Source organism: Gluconobacter sp. (assembly GCF_047722525.1).
Classification (GTDB): domain Bacteria; phylum Pseudomonadota; class Alphaproteobacteria; order Acetobacterales; family Acetobacteraceae; genus Gluconobacter.
The window spans coordinates 1-18,461 of record NZ_JBDNYY010000028.1 but is presented as its reverse complement, the minus strand read 5'-3'; the positions used below and the strand labels follow the sequence as shown (position 1 = coordinate 18,461).

Genomic DNA, 18,461 nt, shown 5'->3' with positions numbered 1-18,461 from the left:
ATGATCATGGGTTGACCCTGATGCAGATGGCAGGCAAGCGCCCCGAAACCGCCGAAATCCATGCGACCGCCATCGTCGACCCGCGTGCGCGCATCGGGGAGAACGTGCGCATTGGCCCCTGGTGCCTGGTCGGTCCCAATGTCACGATCGGTGACGGGGTCTGTCTGCACGCGTCCGTTCTTGTGGACGGCTACACGACCCTGCGTGAAGGCGTGGAAGTCTATCCGTTCGTGACGATCGGTCTGGCGCCGCAGGATCTCAAATACGCCGGCGAACCGACGCTGTGCGAGGTTGGGGCCAATACCGTCATCCGTGAAAACGTGACGATTCACCGTGGCACCGCGCAGGGGCATGCCCTGACGCGGATCGGCGCGAACTGCCTGATCATGGCCAATTCACATGTCGCCCATGATTGCGTCCTCGGTGACCGTGTCATCATCGTCAACAATGTCGTGATGGGTGGCCATGTCGAGATTGACGATGACGCCAAAATCATGGGCTCGGCTGCGCTGCACCAGTTCGTCCGGATCGGCCGTGGTGCCGTTGTTGGCGGTGTCTGCGGTGTGGAAATGGATGTCATTCCTTACGGAAGCGTTCTGGGGAATCGCGCCCGTCTGGTCGGACTGAACTGGATCGGCCTGAAGCGTTCCGGTGTTGGCCCTGAGGAAATGCAGGCCATGCGCCGCGCCTTCCGGACGCTTTACCCGCGCCATGGCGCGACGGAGTCCGTTCTGGAAGCCCGGATTGCCGAAGTCCGTCAGGAATACGGGCATCTCCCCCGCATCGCCGAGATGCTGGACTTCATGGAAGCCCCCAGCCGTCGAGGCCTGACCCGCGTTGCGCGTCAGGAAGGACAGTCCGAAACCGAAGGCGCCTGATCGTGGGGGATCGTGGTTGCATCGGCATTCTGGCAGGCTCGGGACCGCTTCCCGCGCAGGTCGCCGCAGCAGCCATCGCCAAGGGACGCAAGGTTTTTGTTATCGGGTTCCGGGATTTCGCCGATCGTGCGCTTCTCGAACCTTATCCGCATGAAATCATCCGTCTTGCCGCTGCCGGGGACATTCTCGGTGCCCTCAAACGGAACAACTGCCGCGAACTGGTCCTGATCGGGCCGGTGCGTCGTCCCGCCTGGCGTGACCTCCGTCCCGATGCTGAAGGCGCGCGCATTCTGGCCAGGCTGGGCCGCGCCATCTTCTCGGGCGATGATGGACTGCTCGGAGCCGTCGTCCGTGTCCTCGGTGAGGAGGGCTTCCATGTCCGCGGCGCTCACGAGTTTCTCGAACATGCCACCGGCCGCTCCGGAACCCTCGGCCGCGTCCTTCCCGATGCCCAGGCCAAACAGGATATCGCCCGTGGTGTCGAGGTCCTGAAGGTGATGGCAGCTCTGGACATTGGTCAGGGGTGTGTTGTCCAGAACGGTCTCGTGCTGGCGGTTGAGGCTCTGGAAGGGACGGATGCGATGCTGGGGCGCTGTGGGCGGCTCATGCAGGCGGGAAGTGGCGGCGTTCTGGTGAAGATGCCCAAGACGGGGCAGGACCTTCGGGCGGACATGCCGACGATCGGGCCGGAGACGATCGAGAACGCGGCCCGGAACGGATTGCGGGGCGTTGCGTTCCAGCCCGGAGTGACCCTCATGACAGACCCTGCCGGCTGCGTGAAGCTGGCGGATCGCTATGGTCTGTTCCTGTATGGGCTGACGCCGGAAGATCTGAAGGACAGGGAATGAATACGTTTTTGCATACGATGGTCCGCATTCGGGACATCGACCGGAGCCTGGCGTTCTATCAGTTGCTGGGAATGAAGGAACTTCGCCGCAAGGAAGTGCGGGAAGGACGTTATACGCTCGTTTTCATCGGATTCGCCGATAATGCGCATGGACAGGCCGAGATCGAACTGACCTTCAACTGGGATCAGGAAACCGACTATGAGGTCGGAACGGGGTTCGGTCATTTCGCGATCGGCGTGCCGGATGTGGGGGCGCTCGTGGAGACGGTCCGCGCCGGTGGCGGCAAGGTGACACGTGAGGCCGGCCCGCTGAAGTTCGGGACGGTCATCATCGCGTTCGTCGAGGATCCGGACGGCTACAAGATCGAGCTTATCGAGAAGAAGTAGACTTTTTCAGGAGCTTCAGGGCGTTTTCCAGCGCTGTGACGATCGTCCGGGCATTCTGGCGGACGGACGGATCCGTGTGAGTGCCGAGGACGTCAGCACAGAGCAGGGCCGGGGCCAGCGCATTGCGCAGGTCGTGGCGGAAGGTGGCGACGTCCTCCGCGTGCTTCAGGGCATGGTTGGGGCTATGGTCCGGAGCCGAGGCGGCAGGGGGACTTTTGCTGGACTCGGGCATGAGTGGAAGTTCCTTCAGGTCTGGCATTGACATGCGGGGCCTGCGTGCTTACAAGCCCGGGTCTCAATCACCGGGCGTTTCGTGCGCCCGATCGACGCGGATGTCCAGCAGTAGAGGCGTCCGCCTGGTTTTTAAGGATCAACGTCATGAAGCGCACGTATCAACCCTCCAAGCTGGTTCGCAAGCGTCGTCACGGTTTCCGTACGCGCAGCGAAACCGTCGGCGGCCGCCGCGTTCTGGCCAACCGTCGCACCAAGGGCCGCAAGAAGCTCTCTGCCTGAGTTCGACCCAGATCGGCACGACCCATACACCGGGCCGTTTGAAAAAACGGCCGCAGTTCCTGCGTGTAGCCGGGAAGGGGCGCAAGGTTGCCACTCCCGGCATGGTTGTGCAGCTTCTGCCGGATGATGGGGCCGCTGAAACCCGGGTGGGTTTCACGGTCACGAAAAAAGTCGGTAATTCCGTCATCCGTAACCGCACCCGTCGTCGCCTCCGCGAGGCCCTCCGCCTTGTGGCGCGGGAAGACGGTCTGCCTTCCGGCGATTTCGTCCTGATCGGACGGGACAGGACCCGGAGGCGTGATTTTTCCCTTCTCAAGGATGATCTGCGCCAGGCCCTCCGCAAGGGGCTGGACGTCAATTTCCGGGAAAATCCCCGTGGACAGTCCGGCAAAAGCCGGAGCCGGGCGAAATGACTGCGTCCGTGATCAGGAAAGCCACCACGGCCCTGATGCTGTCGCTCATTGACGCCTACAAGCTGTTCATCAGCCCGTTCATTGGCACGAACTGCCGCTTCGATCCGACATGCAGTACCTATGCGATGACGGTGATCCGCGAGCATGGGCCCATGCGTGGGGGATGGCTTGCAATGCGCCGGATCGGGCGCTGTCATCCTTGGTCTGACGGGGGCGTGGACCTGCCTCCGAAGCCACACCGGCATTAAAAACGCCCTTCACCTATTGTTTTGAATGCGGTTTTCGGCCACTTGAAGCGCAAGCCCTATTCAGTGAGACGAAAGACCGGCATCCGCCCGATGGACATCAAGCGCATTATTGCGGCCACACTTCTCTCGGCCCTTATCCTGATCGGTTTCGACTATTTCATGCCGAAGCCCCATCAGGACGATCCTCATCCCGTCATCCACGCGCCTGCAGCGCAGGTTCAGAACAGCGCGCCTGTCGCGTCTGCACCGACTGCTGACGCGGCATCTGACGCCGTTTCGGGGGCGCAGGCTTCCGCGCGGCGTATTCCGGTGACGGGGCCGGATGTGCAGGGTTCCCTCAATCTGAAGGGCGCTGTGCTGGATGACCTGATCCTCACGAAATATCGCGAGACCCTGGCCAAGGACAGCCCGCTGGTGCGGCTGCTGGACAAGGCGGGAAGCGCACGTCCTACGTTCGTCGTGATCGGCTGGACGAATGCCCCGGGCTCCAATGCTCGCGTGCCGGGCCTTGATACGGTCTGGGAGAGCTCCGATGAGACGCTGACGCCGGAGCATCCTGTGACGCTTCATTGGGACAACGGGCAGGGCCTGATGTTCTCCATCCAGATCGGTCTGGACGCGCACTACATGTTCGCCGTGAACCAGACGGTCGAGAACCATTCGGGTCAGCCGGTGGCTCTGGTGCCGTTCCAGCGTGTGCAGCGTGACTATGATGCGCCGGAAGGGGCTTTCACCGCGCATGAGGGGCCGATCGCCGTGATCGGTGGCCGGATGCAGGACGAGAGCTACAAGAACCTGCGCAAGGGGGCTGACCATCCGGATCATGTGTCCTGGTCGTCCACGGGCACAAATGGCTGGGATGGCATCAGCGATAAGTTCTGGCTGACGGCCGTGGCCCCCGCGGATGGCACGCCGGTTGCGGCGAGCTTCGCCTATGTCCCGGGAACGCCGGGATCGTATCAGGTGGGGATGTCCACGCAGAGCGCCCAGCAGGTCATGCCGAACGGTTCCATCACCGAGAAGAGCCATGTCTTTGCCGGCGCGAAGGTTGTCAGCCTGTTGCAGGGTTACAGCAAACAGCTCGGGATTCCCGATCTGGACAAGGCGATCGATTTCGGCTGGTTCAGCTTCCTGACCCGTCCGCTGCTTACGCTGCTGCACTGGCTGTATCTGCATCTGGGTAATTTCGGGCTGGCGCTGATGGCGCTGACGCTGATCGTCAAGATCGTTCTCTTCCCGCTGGCTTCCAAGGCGGCGCAGTCCTCGGCGCGGATGCGTCTGCTGGCGCCGAAGGTCAAGGAGATCAGGGAGAAGAACAAGGACGATCCGATGGTCATGAACCAGAAGGTCATGGCGCTGTATCGTGAGGAGAAGGTGAGCCCGGCGAGCGGCTGTCTGCCGATGCTGATCCAGGCGCCGATCTTCTTCTGTCTGTACAAGATCCTGAACATCAGCATCGATGCGCGTCATGCGCCGTTCTTCGGCTGGATCCATGATCTGTCGATGCCGGACCCGACAAATGTGTTCAACCTGTTCGGGCTGCTGCCGTTCGATCCGACGCATTACTCGTCGTTCCTGCATGTCAGCATCTGGGGTGCCGCACTGGGCCTGACGTTCTGGCTGCTGCAGCGCCAGACCAGTTCGACGGCGAGCCTTGATCCGGCGCAGGCGCGCGTCATGCAGTTCATGCCGCTGGCTTATGTGTTCTTCATGTCCGGCTTCCCGGCCAGTCTTCTGGTCTATTACACCTGGAACAACCTGCTGACGGTGGCGCAGCAGATGTTCATCCAGCGCCGGACGGGTCTGCCCGTTCCGGTATCACGGACCTGACGGCCAGAGACATGATCAAAGAAATCCCGGGACCTCCAACCGAGGCCCAGATCGAGGATGGACGGCTTCTGTTCGCGGGGGAATGTGAGTTCTTTTTCGGTTCGCAGAAGATCGACCAGCTCCCGCCTGTCGGCCGACCGGAAGTGGCGTTTGCCGGACGGTCCAATGTGGGCAAGTCGAGCATCATCAATGCGCTGACGGGGCGTCGTGCGCTGGCACGGGCCTCGTCCGAACCAGGGCGGACGAAGCAACTCAACTTCTTCAATCTGGCCGACCGGCTGTCTCTGGTGGATATGCCGGGCTACGGATTTGCGAAGGCGGCGAAGTCGGTCAAGGAAGACTGGCAGGACATGATGTTCGCCTATCTCCGGGGACGGACGACGTTGGAGAGGGTCATCCTGCTTCTGGACGCCCGGATCGAGCTCAAGGCGTCGGACAGGGATGTCATGGAACTGCTGGACCGGGCGGCCGTGGTATTCCAGATCGTGCTGACCAAGTGCGATCAGGTGAAGCCGAAAGCACTGGCTGCGAAGATTGCTGAAGTCGAGGCGCTGGCGCTCAAACATGCCGCTGCCTATCCGCGCATTATTGCCACCAGCAGCGAGACCGGGTTCGGGATCGAGGATTTGCGGGCGGAAATTGCCCGCTTTGCCGTGCCACTCCAGACTTCAGGGGAAGGACAGTCCGGATCATGACCAGAAAGACTCATAGCGACAAGCTGCCAGAGGTGCCGCCCGCCGTGAATGCGGAAGAGGCCCAGCAGCAGGCTGCCATTCTCTCCAGTGCGCTGCCGTTCCTGCGCCGCTATGCCGGGGACACGATTGTCGTCAAATATGGCGGTCATGCCATGGGTGAGGGCAAGCTGGCCCATGCTTTCGGCTATGACATCGCCCTGCTCAAGCTGGTCGGGATCAATCCGATCGTGGTGCATGGCGGTGGCCCGCAGATCAGCGCCATGCTGGACCGGCTGAAGATCCGCTCGGAATTCATCGACGGGCTTCGGGTCACGGACAGGTCAATGGTCGAAGTGATCGAGATGGTCCTGTCGGGCAGCGTCAACAAGCAGGTGGCCGAACTGATCAACCGGGCCGGTGCCCTGGCCGTTGGCATTTCCGGCAAGGATGGGGGCCTGATCCAGGCGCGCCGCCTGACCCGGACCAGGCGTGATCCGGACAGCGAGATCGAGAAGGTCATTGATCTGGGCTTTGTCGGGCAGCCAGAAAAGATTGATCCACGGGTTCTGTACGCGTTGCTGGGCGCCGGGCTGATCCCCGTGATCGCGCCGGTAGGTGTGGGGCATGATGGCGAGACCTACAACATCAATGCCGATACGGCGGCGGGTGCGATTGCTGGTGCCGTGCATGCGTCGCGTCTGCTGATGCTGACGGATGTGCCGGGAGTGCTGGACGAGAACGGCAAGCTCATTGAAGAGCTGAGTGCGGATGAGGCCCGGCGCCGTATTGCGGATGGATCGATCTCGGGGGGCATGATCCCCAAGGTCGAGACCTGCCTCGAAGCAGTGCAGAAGGGGGCGAAAGCCGCGGTCATTCTCGATGGTCGCGTGCCGCATAGCTGTCTGCTGGAACTGTTCACGCGGGCCGGCCCGGGGACGCTCATCAAGGCATAAGTGGCCGACGCAGAGGACCTGGACTGAGGATTGTGGCGCTTCGTGTGAGAAGCGCCATTTTCTGTTTTCGGCCACGCCTTCCTGAAGGGCCTGCATGCCGCGTTCCAGCAGGCTTTCGGGTGTTTCCCCGGCATTGGCTTCGCGTGAGACCAGCCCCAGTTGCAGTGGCAGATGGACTGGGGGATCGATCAGGAGGGGGATTCCGTGGGCCGTCATGCGCTCGGCACGTTCTGCGGCGGCGAAACGGTCTCCGCCATCCATCCAGAGCGCGAAGGTGTTGCTGCTGATGCGGGCGATGGCGTCGGTCGGGCGGACGGCGGTGCGCAGGAGGGCGACGCACTGTCTCAGGGCCTCCTCGCCAGCTTCGAAACCGCGTGTTCTGGCAAGTTCCGTCAGGCCGGGAATACGGGCAATGATCAGGGTGGCAGCCAGTGTTTCCTGATCCAGCCGGCGGGCGCGACGTTCGATTTCCGCTTTCAGGCCATTCCAGTTCAGCAGATTCGACGAAATATCGTAGTCGCAATCGGTCAGGATCCGGCGGTGGATGCTGTCCAGCTCCCAGAACCCGGACAGCAGGGAGCAGGCTGTCTGGCAGAGCTGACGGTCCTGTGAGGACCAGGGTTCGGAGCGCCAGACAACGAGGCAGAGCTCTCTGAGGCTGCGGATGTTTTCCCGGCAGATCATGGCGTGACGGGTGCCGGTTCTGAAGACGCTGCTCCCGGTCTGGCCGGGGTGTATGGAAAGGACGTCCTGAATGTCATCGGGGAGCGTCGAAGAGAGGAAGAGGAAACTTTTCGGAGTCGACGTATCCAGCAGGGCGCCTTCTGCGGACAGGGGGGCCAGAAGGGCCTCCATCGCGGTAGCCGAGGCCAGTCTCGGGACGATGGCCTTGCGCAGTGCGGTCGTTACGGCTGCGAGGATTGCGACCCCCGCATGTTCCGGGAAGGGCGCGGAATCGTTTTCCGGCGGGGCGGATGTGAGGGATGGGGTGCCGCCAATGGCGGAAGAGACTACCTTGAGCGTGCCGCGTGTTCCGGTCACCTGGCCTTCGCTGTCGCTGAACGGGCAGGAGGACAGGATGACGGTCAGAGGGGAGCCTTGTGGGGTCATGATCCGGACGGGCGTGCCGGCGTGGGGTTGCAGGATGTCCACGGTGCCGCACAGGGCGCTGAAGGGGTGGCCGATCAGGGTGGTAGTGGGCTGTCCCAGCCATGTTTCGGGGGAAATCAGGATGATGCGGCCGCGGCTGTCGGTTTCGAAGACGAGATCGACAGCCTGATAGAGCAGGGAGCGCCAGCGTTCCCTGCTTTCGAGTGTGGACGCCAGCATGTTCCGCAGATCCTGCGGGGACCTCTCGGGGGAGGGGTTGTTCATGAACTGGGACAACAGGGCGCGCATATCAGGCAAGGGTGACATATCCCGCAGAGAACTCTTGGTCGGGCCAGTCGGTCAAAGCCCCATGTGTTTTCATAAGCGCGGCGAGTTAAGAAGTCATTAACAATACGCGGCCGGGGCCGGGTGTGTCCCGGGGCAAAGATGCGTTGACATGAAACGCCCGGAACCGCATGGTCCGGCGGATTTCTGCTTCTTCTTACCGGACCGACATGATGCCGAATGCACCCCTTCGTAATGCCATCGAAGCTCTCTGGGAGCGCCGTACGACTCTCAGCGCCCGTACGGAAGGCGAAGACCGCGACATCGTGGAAAAAGCCCTTGCCGCGCTTGATGCCGGCACCCTGCGGGTGGCCGAACCTTCCGAAAACGGCTGGACTGTTCATGAATGGCTGAAGAAGGCTGTCCTGCTTTCTTTCCGTCTGAATGACAGTCGCGTCATGGAGCGTGGTTGTGGTGGCGAGCCAGCGTTCGACAAGGTTCCGCTGAAGTTTGATGGCTGGGACCAGTTCCGCTTCGCCGAGGCCGGTTTCCGTGCTGTGCCGGGTGCAATCGTGCGCCGTTCCGCATTCATCGCGCCGAATGTGGTGCTGATGCCGAGCTTCGTGAATGTCGGCGCGCGCGTCGACAGCGGCACGATGATCGACACCTGGGCGACGGTCGGATCCTGCGCCCAGATCGGCAAGAACTGCCATATCAGCGGTGGTGCGGGCATTGGTGGTGTTCTGGAGCCGTTACAGGCTGCTCCGGTCATCATTGAAGATGACTGCTTCATTGGCGCGCGCTCGGAAGTGGCCGAGGGCGTGATCGTCGAGAAGGGTTCCGTCCTGTCGATGGGCGTATTCCTGGGGGCCTCCACGAAGATCGTGGACCGTGCGACGGGTGAGGTCTTCATGGGGCGGGTTCCGGCCTATTCCGTGGTTGTGCCGGGCACGCTGCCGCCGAAGGAGCCGGGTCTGCCGTCGCTGGCCTGTGCGGTGATCGTCAAGCGTGTGGATGAGCGGACGCGCTCCAAGACGTCCATCAACGATCTGCTGCGCGACTGATTTCGTGTCGGGATCATCGCTGCCGACCGATCCTGTGGCGCTGGCCCGGGATCTGCTGCGCTGTCCATCCGTGACCCCCGCTGATGGCGGGGCTCAGGCTCTGTTGGCGGGTGTGCTTGAGGGGATGGGGTTCGAGACGTTTCATCTGCCTTTCGGGCCGGTAGGGGCCCAGACCCCGAATCTGTATGCGCGGCTGGGCGATGGGCATCCTTCGCTCTGTTTTGCCGGGCATACGGATGTCGTGCCGCCGGGTGAGGGCTGGGCGCATGATCCGTTTGCGGCCGTGATTCAGGGTGACCGGCTTTATGGACGCGGGATTGCGGACATGAAGGGGGGCGTAGCCTGTTTCGTTGCGGCTGTTGCTCGGCGTCTGGAGCAGGGGGCTCTGAAAGGTTCCGTCTCGTTGCTGATTACGGGTGACGAGGAAGGCCCGGCGCATTTCGGGACGAAGCCGGTTATTGAATGGCTGGCTGAGCGGGATGAGCTTCCGGATTTCTGTCTGCTGGGAGAGCCGACGAACCCCGAGGCTCTGGGTGATGTCATCAAGATCGGGCGTCGTGGCAGCATGAATGCGGTTGTGACCGTGCATGGGACGCAGGGGCATGTGGCCTATCCCCATCTGGCGGATAATCCGGTCCATCGTCTTCTGGCGGCATTTTCCGAACTGACGGCACGGGAACTGGATGCAGGGAGCGAATGGTTTGCACCGTCTTCCCTCCAGGTCACGAGCATTGATGTCGGGAATGGTGCGACCAATGTCATTCCGGCGCAGGCTGTCGGACGGCTGAATATCCGGTTCAATGATCTGCACACCGGGGCCCATCTGACACGATGGATCGAGGATGTGGTCCGGCGTCATGCGCCCTCGGCGGATGTGCAGGTCTCCGTCAGTGGAGAGGCGTTCCTGACGCAGCCCGGGGATGCGGTGACGTGTCTGTCGGAGGCCGTGCGGACAGTGACGGGGCGGACGCCTCAACTGGATACGGGCGGGGGGACGTCGGACGCGCGGTTCATCTCGCAGTACTGCGAGGTTGCGGAATTCGGACTTGTGGGTGCGACCATGCACAAGCGTGACGAGCATGTGGAGCTTGGGACGCTGGAAGATCTGACGCGGATCTATCTGGCGTTCATGGAAGGATACGGATTGTGAGTTCCGGCCGGCCGGGTCCGTTGCCTCCCACCGGGAACATGGCCATTCCGCTGGGCGTGTGGCTGCTGGGGCGGGGGCGGTCCGAAGGGATCAACTGTTTCGCTCCGGGGGCGGGCGCGCTGTTTGCCGCGCTGGCGCCGACGGTTGCGCTTGCGGTCATTGGTGTGTGGATGGCGTTCCTGCTGCCCTCTGCAGAACGGATCATGGGGCTGGTGCGGGCTGTGGTGCCGCTGGTGTGCACGCTGGTGCAGCTTGTGGTGTCAGAGCTTTATGCAGGCGCCCTGAGCCGTAAGGGACTGTGGACGCGGTATGCCACGGCGTCTTTGTGGTGCGGCTGGCTGCCGCTGGTCATGCTGATCATGGCGCAGGGTGTGCTGCGTCTGGTGATGCCGGGGGCAGCGGCGTCCAGCCAGGCGATGGGGGGCCTCGCCTTCGGGGCGCAGTTCTATACGCTATGGCTGACCTGGTATGTGACGAAGGTCGGGCTTGTGACGACGGGGTGGCAGGCATTTGTCATGACCGTCCTGCAAACCCTGCCGGTGGCATTACTGCTCTGGGTGTTGTGGCTGCTGCCGCCGCATTACAATGCGGTTGTGGATCTGCTCGGGCTGTCGTCCTAGGAGCGGTTGAAGGGATTGTCGGGATAGCCGACATCCATCAGGCAGAGCCCCTCGGGAGGGGCTGTCTGCCCGGCCGCGCAGCGGTCTTTTGCTTCCAGAATTTCAATGATCTTTTCGACCGGCCACTGGCGTGAGCCGATCATCATCAGGGTGCCGGCCATGTTGCGGACCTGATGGTGCAGGAAGGAGCGTGCCTTCGTATCGATCATGACCAGTTCCCCATCGCGGTGGATGTTCAGGACGTCCAGCGTGCGGATGGGGCTTCGGGCCTGACAGGCGACGGCGCGGAAAGATGTGAAGTCATGCAGGCCGAGAAGGTGGTTCGCGGCCTGCTGCATGAGGGTTACGTCCAGCGGGCGCTTGATGTGCCAGACGCGGTTTTCCATCAGGCCCGGGCGGGCGGGGCGGTTGAGGATGGTGTAGCGGTAGCTGCGCCATGTGGCCGAGAAACGCGCGTTCCATTCGGGGCCGACCCTGGCTGCTTCCAGTACAACGACGCGGTGGGGCTTGAGGTGGTAGCTCATACCGTCTCGGATCTGCCGGGCGTCGATCGGGGCGTCATCCGGGAAATCGAGATGGATGACCATGCCTGCGGCGTGCACGCCAGCATCCGTGCGTCCAGCGGTGATGCTGGGGACGGCGCGGTTGCGGACCAGTTTCGAAGCGGCGGCTTCAATCAGGCCCTGAATGGAGGTGCCGTCGTTCTGTTTCTGCCAGCCGAGATAGCCGGTGCCGTCATATTCGATGCGCAGGGCCCAGCGGTTCCGAGCCGTGGGCTCGGCGGCGGGTTCAGCGAGAGGCTCCGCAGCCTGCGTATCAGACAAGGCGGGTGCCTTTCGGCACGGGCTGGCCGCGCAGGAAGTCGGAGGCGGACATCATGCTGCGGCCGGGTTTCTGCAGGCGGTCAATGCGCAGGGCTCCGGTGCCACAGGCGATGGTTAGGGCATCGTCCAGCGTTGTACCGGGGGAGGCGCTGTGGGTCTCGGTGGGCAGCGGGGCGGCTGCGCCGATTTTCACGACCACGCCGTCGAGCGTTGTGAAGGCGCCGGGCCAGGGGGTGAGGCCGCGGATCTGGCGGTCGATTTCTGGTGCGCTGCGCGTCCAGTCGATGCGGCCGTGGTCGCGGGTCAAGCGCTCGGCGTAGGTGACGCCGTCTTCGGGCTGCGGCACGGGTGTGGGCTGTTCGGCGAGCGCGCGGACGACCAGACGGCCGCCGATTTCGGACAGGCGGTCATGCAGCGTGCTGGCGGTGTCAGTCGCGCTGATGGGGGTGGCTTCTTCCAGCAGGACCGCGCCGGTGTCGAGGCCTTCATCCATCTGCATGATGGAGACGCCGCTCTGGGTGTCGCCTGCGACGATGGCAGACTGGATGGGCGACGCACCGCGCCAGCGGGGCAGGAGGCTGGCATGGATGTTCATGCACCCCAGACGCGGGGCGTCCAGCATCGCTTTTGGCAGGATGAGGCCATAGGCGGCGACCACGGCGGCATCGGCGTTCAGGGCGGCGAAGGCTTCGTGTTCGGCGGTGTCCCGACGGACGCGCGCAGGCGTGCGGACCTCGATTCCTGCGGCCTCAGCGGCTTCATGGACCGGCGAGCGGCGCAGCGCCTTGCCGCGTCCTGCCGGGCGGGGGGGCTGCGTATAGACCGCGACCACTTCGTGACCGGCATTGAGCAGGGCGTGCAGTGCCGGGACCGAGAAGTCCGGCGTTCCCATGAAAATCAGCCGCATCAGGAAATCAGCGCCTTCCGAGTTTCTGCTCTTTGGCGAGGCGGCGCATGATCATGTTGCGCTTGAGCGTCGAGAGGTGATCGACGAACAGGATGCCGTCGAGGTGGTCCATCTCATGCTGGATGCAGGTGGCGAGCAGGCCGGACGCGTCACGCTCGATCGTCTCGCCCGCGAGATTGCGGTAGCGCACGCGGATCGATTCGGGGCGGACGACTTCGGCATACTGGTTCGGCAGGGAAAGGCAGCCTTCCTCGCGGACGGCCATCTGCTCGGAATCCGTGACGATTTCCGGGTTGATCAGCAGCATGGGCTCGCGCGGGGCGTCTTCCTCGGCCACGTCCACCAGGGCGAAGCGCATGCCAAGCCCGACCTGTGGGGCGGCGAGGCCGATACCGGGGGCCTTGTACATGGCGGAAAACATGCCCGGAAGCTGCTCGCGGATGAAGGCGATGTCCTCGGGGCGCACGTCGCGGGTGACCTCCCGCAGCACGGGCTGGGGGGCGATCAGGATCGGGGTGGGCGGCACATTGTCGATGCCGGACAGGAAATCGAATTCGCTCATACCCTGCGATGTAGCGAGCGCGGGCGCCAAATGCCAGTCCCAATCCCGGGTTGGGATGGAGGCGGGACGCAGGTTCTGCGTCGTGTTGTGCGCGGGTATGCAGCGGGAGAGCTTGCATCCGCAGGCGGGGACACCATATCGTAGGGTCAGCCGGTTGCCGCATGATGGGACCGGTTCTGTTTTATGTCTCGCTCATGGAGGAGGCTTCGTCCTATGTCCGGTCGCCTGTTCACGTCCCCGATGTTCCTCGGTTTCGATCACCTCGAGCAGATGCTCGAGCGTGCCGCCAAATCGACGTCCGACGGGTATCCCCCTTACAATATCGAGCAGCTCAGCTCCACGGCCCTGCGCATCACGCTGGCTGTGGCGGGTTTCGTGATGGACGACCTGCAGATCACGCAGGAAGATAACCAGCTTGTGATCCGCGGACGTCAGGCGGATGATAGTCAGGGACGCATTTTCCTGCATCGCGGGATTGCGGCGCGGCAGTTCCACAAGGCGTTCGTGCTGGCGGAAGGCATCGAAATCGGTGGGGCATGGCTTGATAACGGCCTGTTGCATATCGATCTCCTGCGTCCGGAGCCGGAAGTGCGGGTCAAGCGGATTGCCATTTCGCAGGGGCGTCGCAGCCCGCCGCCGGGGTCGACGGTCCATCACGAGGTGGTGCCGCCTGTCGTGAAGGCCCGTCGAACCCCACGTCCGGCGCGTGACATCGACGACGAATAGTTCCGGTCGCATTTGTGCCGACCGCATTTTTTACAGACTGAACCCAAGGCCGGACGGCATGGACCGCTTCGGCTCCAGAAGGAACCTGACTTGAACAATCCCTTCGAAAACGGTGATCGTTCGGACGAAAAACTCCCTGCGGATCTGCGCCGCATCACGGGGCCGCAGCTCCTGACGCTGGGCATGTCCCATCTCGCCTATGTCAAATCCGTCATGCATGACGGGGAACTGGTCGTGGCCATCCATGCCGCTGACGGGACGCCGATGGCTGTCGCGGACGATGAGGAGAGCGCACTCGATGCGATCCTCGAACATGAGATGATTCCGACTCTGCTTCAGTAAAACCACCCGGAAGGTTTAGGCCCGTGAGCAAGAACGCCGATATTTCCCGTCATCTCGAAGAAGAGCGCCTTGCGGGCGTGGTTGTCCATAACGGGCTGGCTTATCTGGCCGGTCAGGTTGCGGATGATGCCAGCCTCGATACGGAAGGGCAGACGATCGATATCCTGCGCCAGATCGATTCACTTCTGGCGTCGTTGGGGACGGACAAGAGCCGGATCCTGTCGGTGCAGATTTTCCTGACGGATATCGGGGAGATTGGCGCGATGAACCGGGCCTGGGATGCGTGGCTGGATCCGTCGGCCAAGCCTGCGCGGGCGACGGTCGAAGCGAAGCTGGCTGTGCCGGAATGGCGCGTTGAGATGACAGCGGTTGCCGCGCTGAAATAATCGGCGTTTCCGGATTTTCCGGGAACAAAAAAGCCGCTCTTCCGGTTCGGGAAGGCGGCTTTTTTGGGTCCAGATGCCTGTGGTGCAGGACAGTTCTTTAGGGAGGTGACGATTTCTCGGGACGATCTGCGTCAAGGAAGTTCTGGACAGCCTGTGAGAATATTTCAGGCTGGTCCAGCATGATGAAGTGGAAACTGCCGTCGATCCGTCTGAAACGAACCTGTGGCGCTGCGGCGTAGACCATGTGGAAAAGCGTGTCGATCCGCGATGGGGGAACCTCATAAAGGGGGTCATACGCATAGACGACATCGACGGGGGCCGTGATGTGGCTGAGTTCGGGACGTAGATCGGTCGTCATCAGTTCATAGGTGGCATCCGCCACGGTCTTGCGATCTGAAGCGAGGAACGTTTTGAGCAGAGCGGGTCGGGCTGCTTCGGTTTTGGCGAGACGAGCGATGGTAGCGGTCTGGGAGGCTTCCATCTGCGCATCGGGCGTCGCAAGCAGAGCTGTCCGAAACGCTGTTGCGCGGGGTCTGGCTGTCTCGCTGGTAGCCGTGGGATCGAGCAGCAGGGTGTAAAAGGGCAGGGCATCGACGATCATGAGGCGACTGACCAGTCCCGGGTGACGCGCGCCCAGCATGAGCGCCACTTCACCGCCGAGGGAATGGCCAATGATGACTGGCGCCCTGATATGCCGGTGCTGGATGTAATCTGCGATTGCTTCGGCGGCAGACGCTGCGACCTGCGTGTTCTGGCCCGGTAGAGCGGGAGAACCGGCAAAGCCTGCCACCTGAACCAGATGAAGGCGGTGATGCTGGCGCAACCCGCTGGCGAGACCGCTCCAGACGTTGCGCGAGGAGGCCAGTCCGGGGATGAGGATAATATCCGGCCCGGCCCCTTCCACGGCGACCGAAATGTTCCCGTATGTCTGGACGGACGGCGGAGAAGAGACGGGGTGCGCTGGGGAGCTCAGTGGCATGGAGATGGCAATCAGGCCGGCTGCAAAAAGGGTTCGGACGTGCAGGGTGTTTTTCATGCTGTCACGGTTCCGGCTGGAAAATGTCTTCGATCCGCAGGCCGAAAACTCTTGCGATGGTGAATGCCAGGGGGAGGCTGGGGTCGTACCGGCCGTTCTCGATGGCATTGACGGTCTGGCGCGAGACCGACAGCGCTTCGGCCAGATCGCCCTGACTCCAGTCGCGCTCGCGCCTCAGTTCCCTGATCCGGTTGTCCATCAGTAGCGCCGTCGGGCAATCACAAGCCCCAGGCCCCAGAGGGTGCCCATGATGGGCCAGACCTGAAACGCCCGCAGGTGGGGAAGGCCCGCACCCTCGGCAAACCCCCAGGCGAACGTGATGAGGGCCGTTCCAAGGAAAGAGATCGCAATGGCGTCCAACTGGATGCGCCGTTGCATCTCGTCCATCCGCCACAACCCGCGCAGAATGGCCCATGCCGCGGCAAAGGCGCCGAGCATCGGCACCAGATTGATCAGCAGTCTGGGAATGCCTTCGGGGTGCAGCGCATGCTCCAGAGCCGCGGCAGCGATCAGCAGGCCCGCATAGAGTGCCAGCGCGCCACCGAGTTCGAAAAGATACTGTCTTGATCGAAACATGAGAGCCCTCCCTGTAAAGGTTCCTTTACTCAGGAGGGCTGTTTCATGTCAAGCATCCTTTACATGATGGGGAAAGTCCCGGACATGAAAGGGCAAGCTGTTCGCGATTGGATAATGACCGAAGACGTTCCCATGGTTGTCCTGCACGTCCCGAAAAAAGAGTGGCTGTCAGAAGGCCTTGCAGGACTGGAGAGATCAGTCCTGAAGTTCGGACTTGATTTTCCTGATTTCGGCTTCGAGGGCGTGGATGCGCTCCGGGTCTGATTTCTCAGCGCGGGCAAGGTCGCGTTCGACTTCTTTCAGGCGGTGTTCGAGTTTCTGCTGGGAGGGGAGTTTGTGGGACTGGCCGGTCATGGACTTACTTCCTTGTCAGGATCTGGGTGGCGAGGGCGGTAATGTCGGAACTTTCGATGCCTTCGGGATTGCGAAGGGCGCGTTTGGCGATTTCCTTCTGCTCCTCGGTCGCACCTTCAGCCCCCTTGAGAACGAAATGAGCCAGTTCCTCGACTTCGCCTTTCGTCAGCAGCTTGGGCTGACGGTGTGCCTTTTCGGCAAGATGATGCAGGCTTGAAGATTCGTGGGGGACGGGATCGTTGGACATGAGAAATATTCCTGTCAATTCAGCACCCATGACGGCTGCCGTCTGTCTGTTAAACATGGTTTGACACAAATAATTTTCAATGGAGATCCGGGAAATTAGTGTGTTCCGGCTCGTATCGGCGTGAGGAAAAGCCCTCTGGTTTCTCAGGATGTGCGGCGCAGTCTTTTGCGCTGACTGGATTTCGCGATGCCGAGACCTTCGCGATATTTGGCAACAGTGCGGCGCTGGATGGAGAAGCCTTCCTTTTGCAGAAGGGTTGTCAGAGCATCGTCTGACAGGACGGCGTCGCCTTCGGCGGCCACCAGCGCCTGAAGGCGATGCTGGATGGCGTGGGCGCTCTGGGTGGTGCCGTCTTCGGATGTGAGGGCGGTTGAGAAGAACATTTTCAGCGGGACGGTGCCGTGCGGGGTGTCGATGTATTTGCTGCTGACGATGCGGCTGACGCTGCTTTCGTGCAGTTCCGTTCGTTCAGCAATTTCGCGCATGGTCAGGGGGCGCAGGGCGATCGGGCCGTCGCGCAGGAAAGTGGCCTGATGCTGGACGATGGCGCGGCCGACAGTCAGGAGCGACTGTTTGCGGCTGTCTAGCGCACGGATCAGGGCCGTGGCTTCGGTGGCGTAGGCGAGAAGGGCTTTTCCAGCCTCCGTCTGGCTGTCGAGTTGCGCACGCATCGTGTCGTCGAGGCGGAGTTTCGGCAGCAGGCGCGTGTTGAGGGTCAGGCGGAAGCCGGTGCCATTGGGGCGGACGATCAGGTCGGGTTCGATGGGTGGCGCGGGGGGCGGCAGGTTGAGGCCGGGGCGTGGATCCAGCGCCTGGATTTCGGTGAGCATGTCCAGCAGGTCGTCCTGATCGAGGGCGCATTTTTCGCGCAGCCTGCGCCAGTCCCGTCGGGCGAGCAGATCCAGATTGTCGAGCAGGGTCTGCATCGCGGGATCGAGGCGATTGCGAACCCGAAGCTGAGCGGCCAGACATTCTTCGAGTGAGCGTGCGAAAAGACCCACGGGTTCGAGATACATGAGAGTCTGGCGGATCGCTTCGAGTTTCCGTGCGTCCACGCCGAGTTCTGTGGCGAGATCCGGAACGGAGACGGGCAGGCGGCCGGTTTCGTCGAGACAGTCCAGCAGGTGGATGGCAGCGTACTGCTCATCCGGGGCAATGGAGAGGCAGATCTGGAGGATCAGCTCGTCGCGGTCGGACGGGGGCGGGGCTGCCGCTTCCGGGCGTTCGGGCGCGGTGGTGAAGCGGTCCGGGTCATCGTCGTGGAAGTCGTCCGGAGACGGTGTCGGGTCGGGGACTGTGTCGCCGGGCTCCAGGATGAGGAGCGGGTTGGTTTCGCAGATCTGTCGGAGATGCTGGGCGAGATCGGTCTGCGTATATTGCAGCAGCGCAATCGCCTGACGCAACTGGGGCGTCATGACGAGAGACTGCGACTGACGCTGGATCAGGCCCGGGACAAGCATCCCGGCATGTTACAGCGAGAAATTCTCTCCGAGATAGACCCGGCGGACGTCTTCGTTCGCGACGATGGCTTCGGGGGTGCCTTCCATCAG

26 protein-coding genes and 2 pseudogenes are annotated in these 18,461 nt (G+C 62.5%); 16 read left to right on the top strand and 12 right to left on the bottom strand.

The genetic code is table 11. The annotated features are described in order from the left end of the window. Positions 1 to 20: 20 nt before the first annotated feature. Genes lpxA through gloA form a run of 3 tightly spaced genes read left to right on the top strand, consistent with a single transcriptional unit; the run spans position 21 to position 2,112 of the window. Positions 21 to 878, top strand: coding sequence for an acyl-ACP--UDP-N-acetylglucosamine O-acyltransferase (lpxA, locus tag ABF859_RS13900; protein WP_011253342.1), 858 nt, complete (start codon positions 21 to 23; stop codon positions 876 to 878). A gap of 2 nt (positions 879 to 880) precedes the next feature. Next, positions 881 to 1,726 (top strand): LpxI family protein, encoded by an 846-nt coding sequence (locus ABF859_RS13895; RefSeq protein ID WP_415528296.1) that lies wholly within the window; start codon positions 881 to 883, stop codon positions 1,724 to 1,726. Beyond that, entirely contained in the window at positions 1,723 to 2,112 is a 390-nt protein-coding gene (gene gloA, locus ABF859_RS13890; protein ID WP_415528295.1) for a lactoylglutathione lyase, read from the top strand. Before ABF859_RS13895 ends, gloA begins: the two co-directional genes overlap by 4 nt. Here gloA and ABF859_RS13885 read toward each other — a convergent pair. Beyond that, positions 2,096 to 2,344: a hypothetical protein gene (locus tag ABF859_RS13885; protein ID WP_415528294.1), complete on the bottom strand. Its 249-nt coding sequence runs from the start codon at positions 2,342 to 2,344 to the stop codon at positions 2,096 to 2,098. The genes gloA and ABF859_RS13885 overlap by 17 nt on opposite strands. A 146-nt stretch (positions 2,345 to 2,490) precedes the next feature. Here ABF859_RS13885 and rpmH point away from each other — a divergent pair, with 146 nt between their 5' ends. From rpmH to argB, 6 genes are all read left to right on the top strand, one after another. Then, a complete protein-coding gene (gene rpmH / locus ABF859_RS13880) occupies positions 2,491 to 2,625 on the top strand; it encodes a 50S ribosomal protein L34 (RefSeq protein ID WP_062033507.1) in 135 nt (44 codons plus the stop codon). Between the two features lie 38 nt (positions 2,626 to 2,663). Beyond that, positions 2,664 to 3,038 (top strand): ribonuclease P protein component, encoded by a 375-nt coding sequence (gene rnpA, locus ABF859_RS13875; protein ID WP_415528293.1) that lies wholly within the window; start codon positions 2,664 to 2,666, stop codon positions 3,036 to 3,038. Then, positions 3,035 to 3,286: a membrane protein insertion efficiency factor YidD gene (yidD, locus tag ABF859_RS13870; RefSeq protein WP_415528292.1), complete on the top strand. Its 252-nt coding sequence runs from the start codon at positions 3,035 to 3,037 to the stop codon at positions 3,284 to 3,286. Before rnpA ends, yidD begins: the two co-directional genes overlap by 4 nt. Before the next feature lie 90 nt (positions 3,287 to 3,376). Continuing rightward, positions 3,377 to 5,116, top strand: a complete 1,740-nt coding sequence (gene yidC / locus ABF859_RS13865) for a membrane protein insertase YidC (protein ID WP_415528299.1) — start codon at positions 3,377 to 3,379, stop codon at positions 5,114 to 5,116. Between the two features lie 11 nt (positions 5,117 to 5,127). Further along, positions 5,128 to 5,811: a ribosome biogenesis GTP-binding protein YihA/YsxC gene (yihA, locus tag ABF859_RS13860; RefSeq protein WP_415528291.1), complete on the top strand. Its 684-nt coding sequence runs from the start codon at positions 5,128 to 5,130 to the stop codon at positions 5,809 to 5,811. Next, entirely contained in the window at positions 5,808 to 6,743 is a 936-nt protein-coding gene (gene argB, locus ABF859_RS13855) for an acetylglutamate kinase (RefSeq protein WP_415528290.1), read from the top strand. Before yihA ends, argB begins: the two co-directional genes overlap by 4 nt. Positions 6,744 to 6,878: 135 nt before the next feature. Here the strand turns inward: argB and ABF859_RS13850 are convergent. Then, positions 6,879 to 7,427: pseudogene (locus tag ABF859_RS13850) on the bottom strand (GGDEF domain-containing protein); the annotation flags it as partial. A gap of 3 nt (positions 7,428 to 7,430) precedes the next feature. Here ABF859_RS13850 and ABF859_RS13845 point away from each other — a divergent pair. The 4 genes from ABF859_RS13845 to ABF859_RS13830 all read left to right on the top strand — a co-directional run bounded on the left by ABF859_RS13845 (position 7,431) and on the right by ABF859_RS13830 (position 10,951). Next, positions 7,431 to 8,156, top strand: a complete 726-nt coding sequence (locus ABF859_RS13845; protein WP_415528289.1) for a hypothetical protein — start codon at positions 7,431 to 7,433, stop codon at positions 8,154 to 8,156. A 194-nt stretch (positions 8,157 to 8,350) separates the two neighbouring features. Then, entirely contained in the window at positions 8,351 to 9,181 is an 831-nt protein-coding gene (gene dapD / locus ABF859_RS13840; RefSeq protein ID WP_415528298.1) for a 2,3,4,5-tetrahydropyridine-2,6-dicarboxylate N-succinyltransferase, read from the top strand. A gap of 4 nt (positions 9,182 to 9,185) precedes the next feature. Further along, positions 9,186 to 10,331: a succinyl-diaminopimelate desuccinylase gene (dapE, locus tag ABF859_RS13835; protein WP_415528288.1), complete on the top strand. Its 1,146-nt coding sequence runs from the start codon at positions 9,186 to 9,188 to the stop codon at positions 10,329 to 10,331. Beyond that, positions 10,328 to 10,951, top strand: a complete 624-nt coding sequence (locus ABF859_RS13830) for a hypothetical protein (RefSeq protein WP_415528287.1) — start codon at positions 10,328 to 10,330, stop codon at positions 10,949 to 10,951. The genes dapE and ABF859_RS13830 overlap by 4 nt, the downstream gene beginning before the upstream one ends. Here ABF859_RS13830 and truA read toward each other — a convergent pair. The 3 genes from truA to def form a co-directional block, all read right to left on the bottom strand. Beyond that, complete coding sequence (gene truA / locus ABF859_RS13825; protein WP_415528297.1) at positions 10,948 to 11,703, bottom strand: tRNA pseudouridine(38-40) synthase TruA; 756 nt, start codon at positions 11,701 to 11,703, stop codon at positions 10,948 to 10,950. The two genes, ABF859_RS13830 and truA, sit on opposite strands and share 4 nt — an antisense overlap. Positions 11,704 to 11,767: 64 nt before the next feature. After that, positions 11,768 to 12,682 carry a methionyl-tRNA formyltransferase gene (gene fmt, locus ABF859_RS13820; RefSeq protein ID WP_415528286.1) on the bottom strand — a complete coding sequence of 305 codons (915 nt, stop codon included), beginning with the start codon at positions 12,680 to 12,682 and terminating at the stop codon, positions 11,768 to 11,770. A 7-nt stretch (positions 12,683 to 12,689) separates the two neighbouring features. Further along, positions 12,690 to 13,244: a peptide deformylase gene (gene def / locus ABF859_RS13815; protein WP_415528285.1), complete on the bottom strand. Its 555-nt coding sequence runs from the start codon at positions 13,242 to 13,244 to the stop codon at positions 12,690 to 12,692. A gap of 213 nt (positions 13,245 to 13,457) precedes the next feature. On the opposite strand from def, the gene ABF859_RS13810 reads away from it, so the two are divergent. From ABF859_RS13810 to ABF859_RS13800, 3 genes are all read left to right on the top strand, one after another. Then, positions 13,458 to 13,970: an Hsp20 family protein gene (locus ABF859_RS13810; RefSeq protein ID WP_415528283.1), complete on the top strand. Its 513-nt coding sequence runs from the start codon at positions 13,458 to 13,460 to the stop codon at positions 13,968 to 13,970. Positions 13,971 to 14,060: 90 nt separating this feature from the next. Next, positions 14,061 to 14,312, top strand: coding sequence for a DUF1150 family protein (locus ABF859_RS13805; RefSeq protein WP_415528282.1), 252 nt, complete (start codon positions 14,061 to 14,063; stop codon positions 14,310 to 14,312). A gap of 23 nt (positions 14,313 to 14,335) precedes the next feature. After that, positions 14,336 to 14,698, top strand: a complete 363-nt coding sequence (locus tag ABF859_RS13800) for a RidA family protein (RefSeq protein WP_415528281.1) — start codon at positions 14,336 to 14,338, stop codon at positions 14,696 to 14,698. A 97-nt stretch (positions 14,699 to 14,795) separates the two neighbouring features. On the opposite strand, the gene ABF859_RS13795 is transcribed toward ABF859_RS13800, so the two are convergent. The 7 genes and pseudogenes from ABF859_RS13795 to ABF859_RS13765 form a co-directional block, all read right to left on the bottom strand. Further along, entirely contained in the window at positions 14,796 to 15,734 is a 939-nt protein-coding gene (locus ABF859_RS13795) for an alpha/beta fold hydrolase (RefSeq protein ID WP_415528280.1), read from the bottom strand. Positions 15,735 to 15,738: 4 nt separating this feature from the next. Then, positions 15,739 to 15,933, bottom strand: a complete 195-nt coding sequence (locus tag ABF859_RS13790) for a helix-turn-helix transcriptional regulator (protein ID WP_415528279.1) — start codon at positions 15,931 to 15,933, stop codon at positions 15,739 to 15,741. Beyond that, the gene (locus tag ABF859_RS13785) at positions 15,933 to 16,310 is read right to left on the bottom strand and encodes a hypothetical protein (RefSeq protein WP_415528277.1); all 378 of its coding nucleotides are present in this window, start codon (positions 16,308 to 16,310) and stop codon (positions 15,933 to 15,935) included. Before ABF859_RS13785 ends, ABF859_RS13790 begins: the two co-directional genes overlap by 1 nt. 195 nt (positions 16,311 to 16,505) lie before the next feature. Next, positions 16,506 to 16,664, bottom strand: coding sequence for a hypothetical protein (locus tag ABF859_RS13780; protein WP_415528276.1), 159 nt, complete (start codon positions 16,662 to 16,664; stop codon positions 16,506 to 16,508). A gap of 4 nt (positions 16,665 to 16,668) precedes the next feature. After that, on the bottom strand, positions 16,669 to 16,911 hold the full coding sequence (locus ABF859_RS13775) for a hypothetical protein (RefSeq protein ID WP_415528275.1): 243 nt from the start codon (positions 16,909 to 16,911) through the stop codon (positions 16,669 to 16,671). A gap of 143 nt (positions 16,912 to 17,054) precedes the next feature. Next, positions 17,055 to 18,371, bottom strand: coding sequence for an RNA polymerase factor sigma-54 (rpoN, locus tag ABF859_RS13770; RefSeq protein WP_415528274.1), 1,317 nt, complete (start codon positions 18,369 to 18,371; stop codon positions 17,055 to 17,057). 9 nt (positions 18,372 to 18,380) lie between these two features. Continuing rightward, positions 18,381 to 18,461 (bottom strand): annotated as a pseudogene (locus ABF859_RS13765) (LPS export ABC transporter ATP-binding protein); the annotation flags it as partial.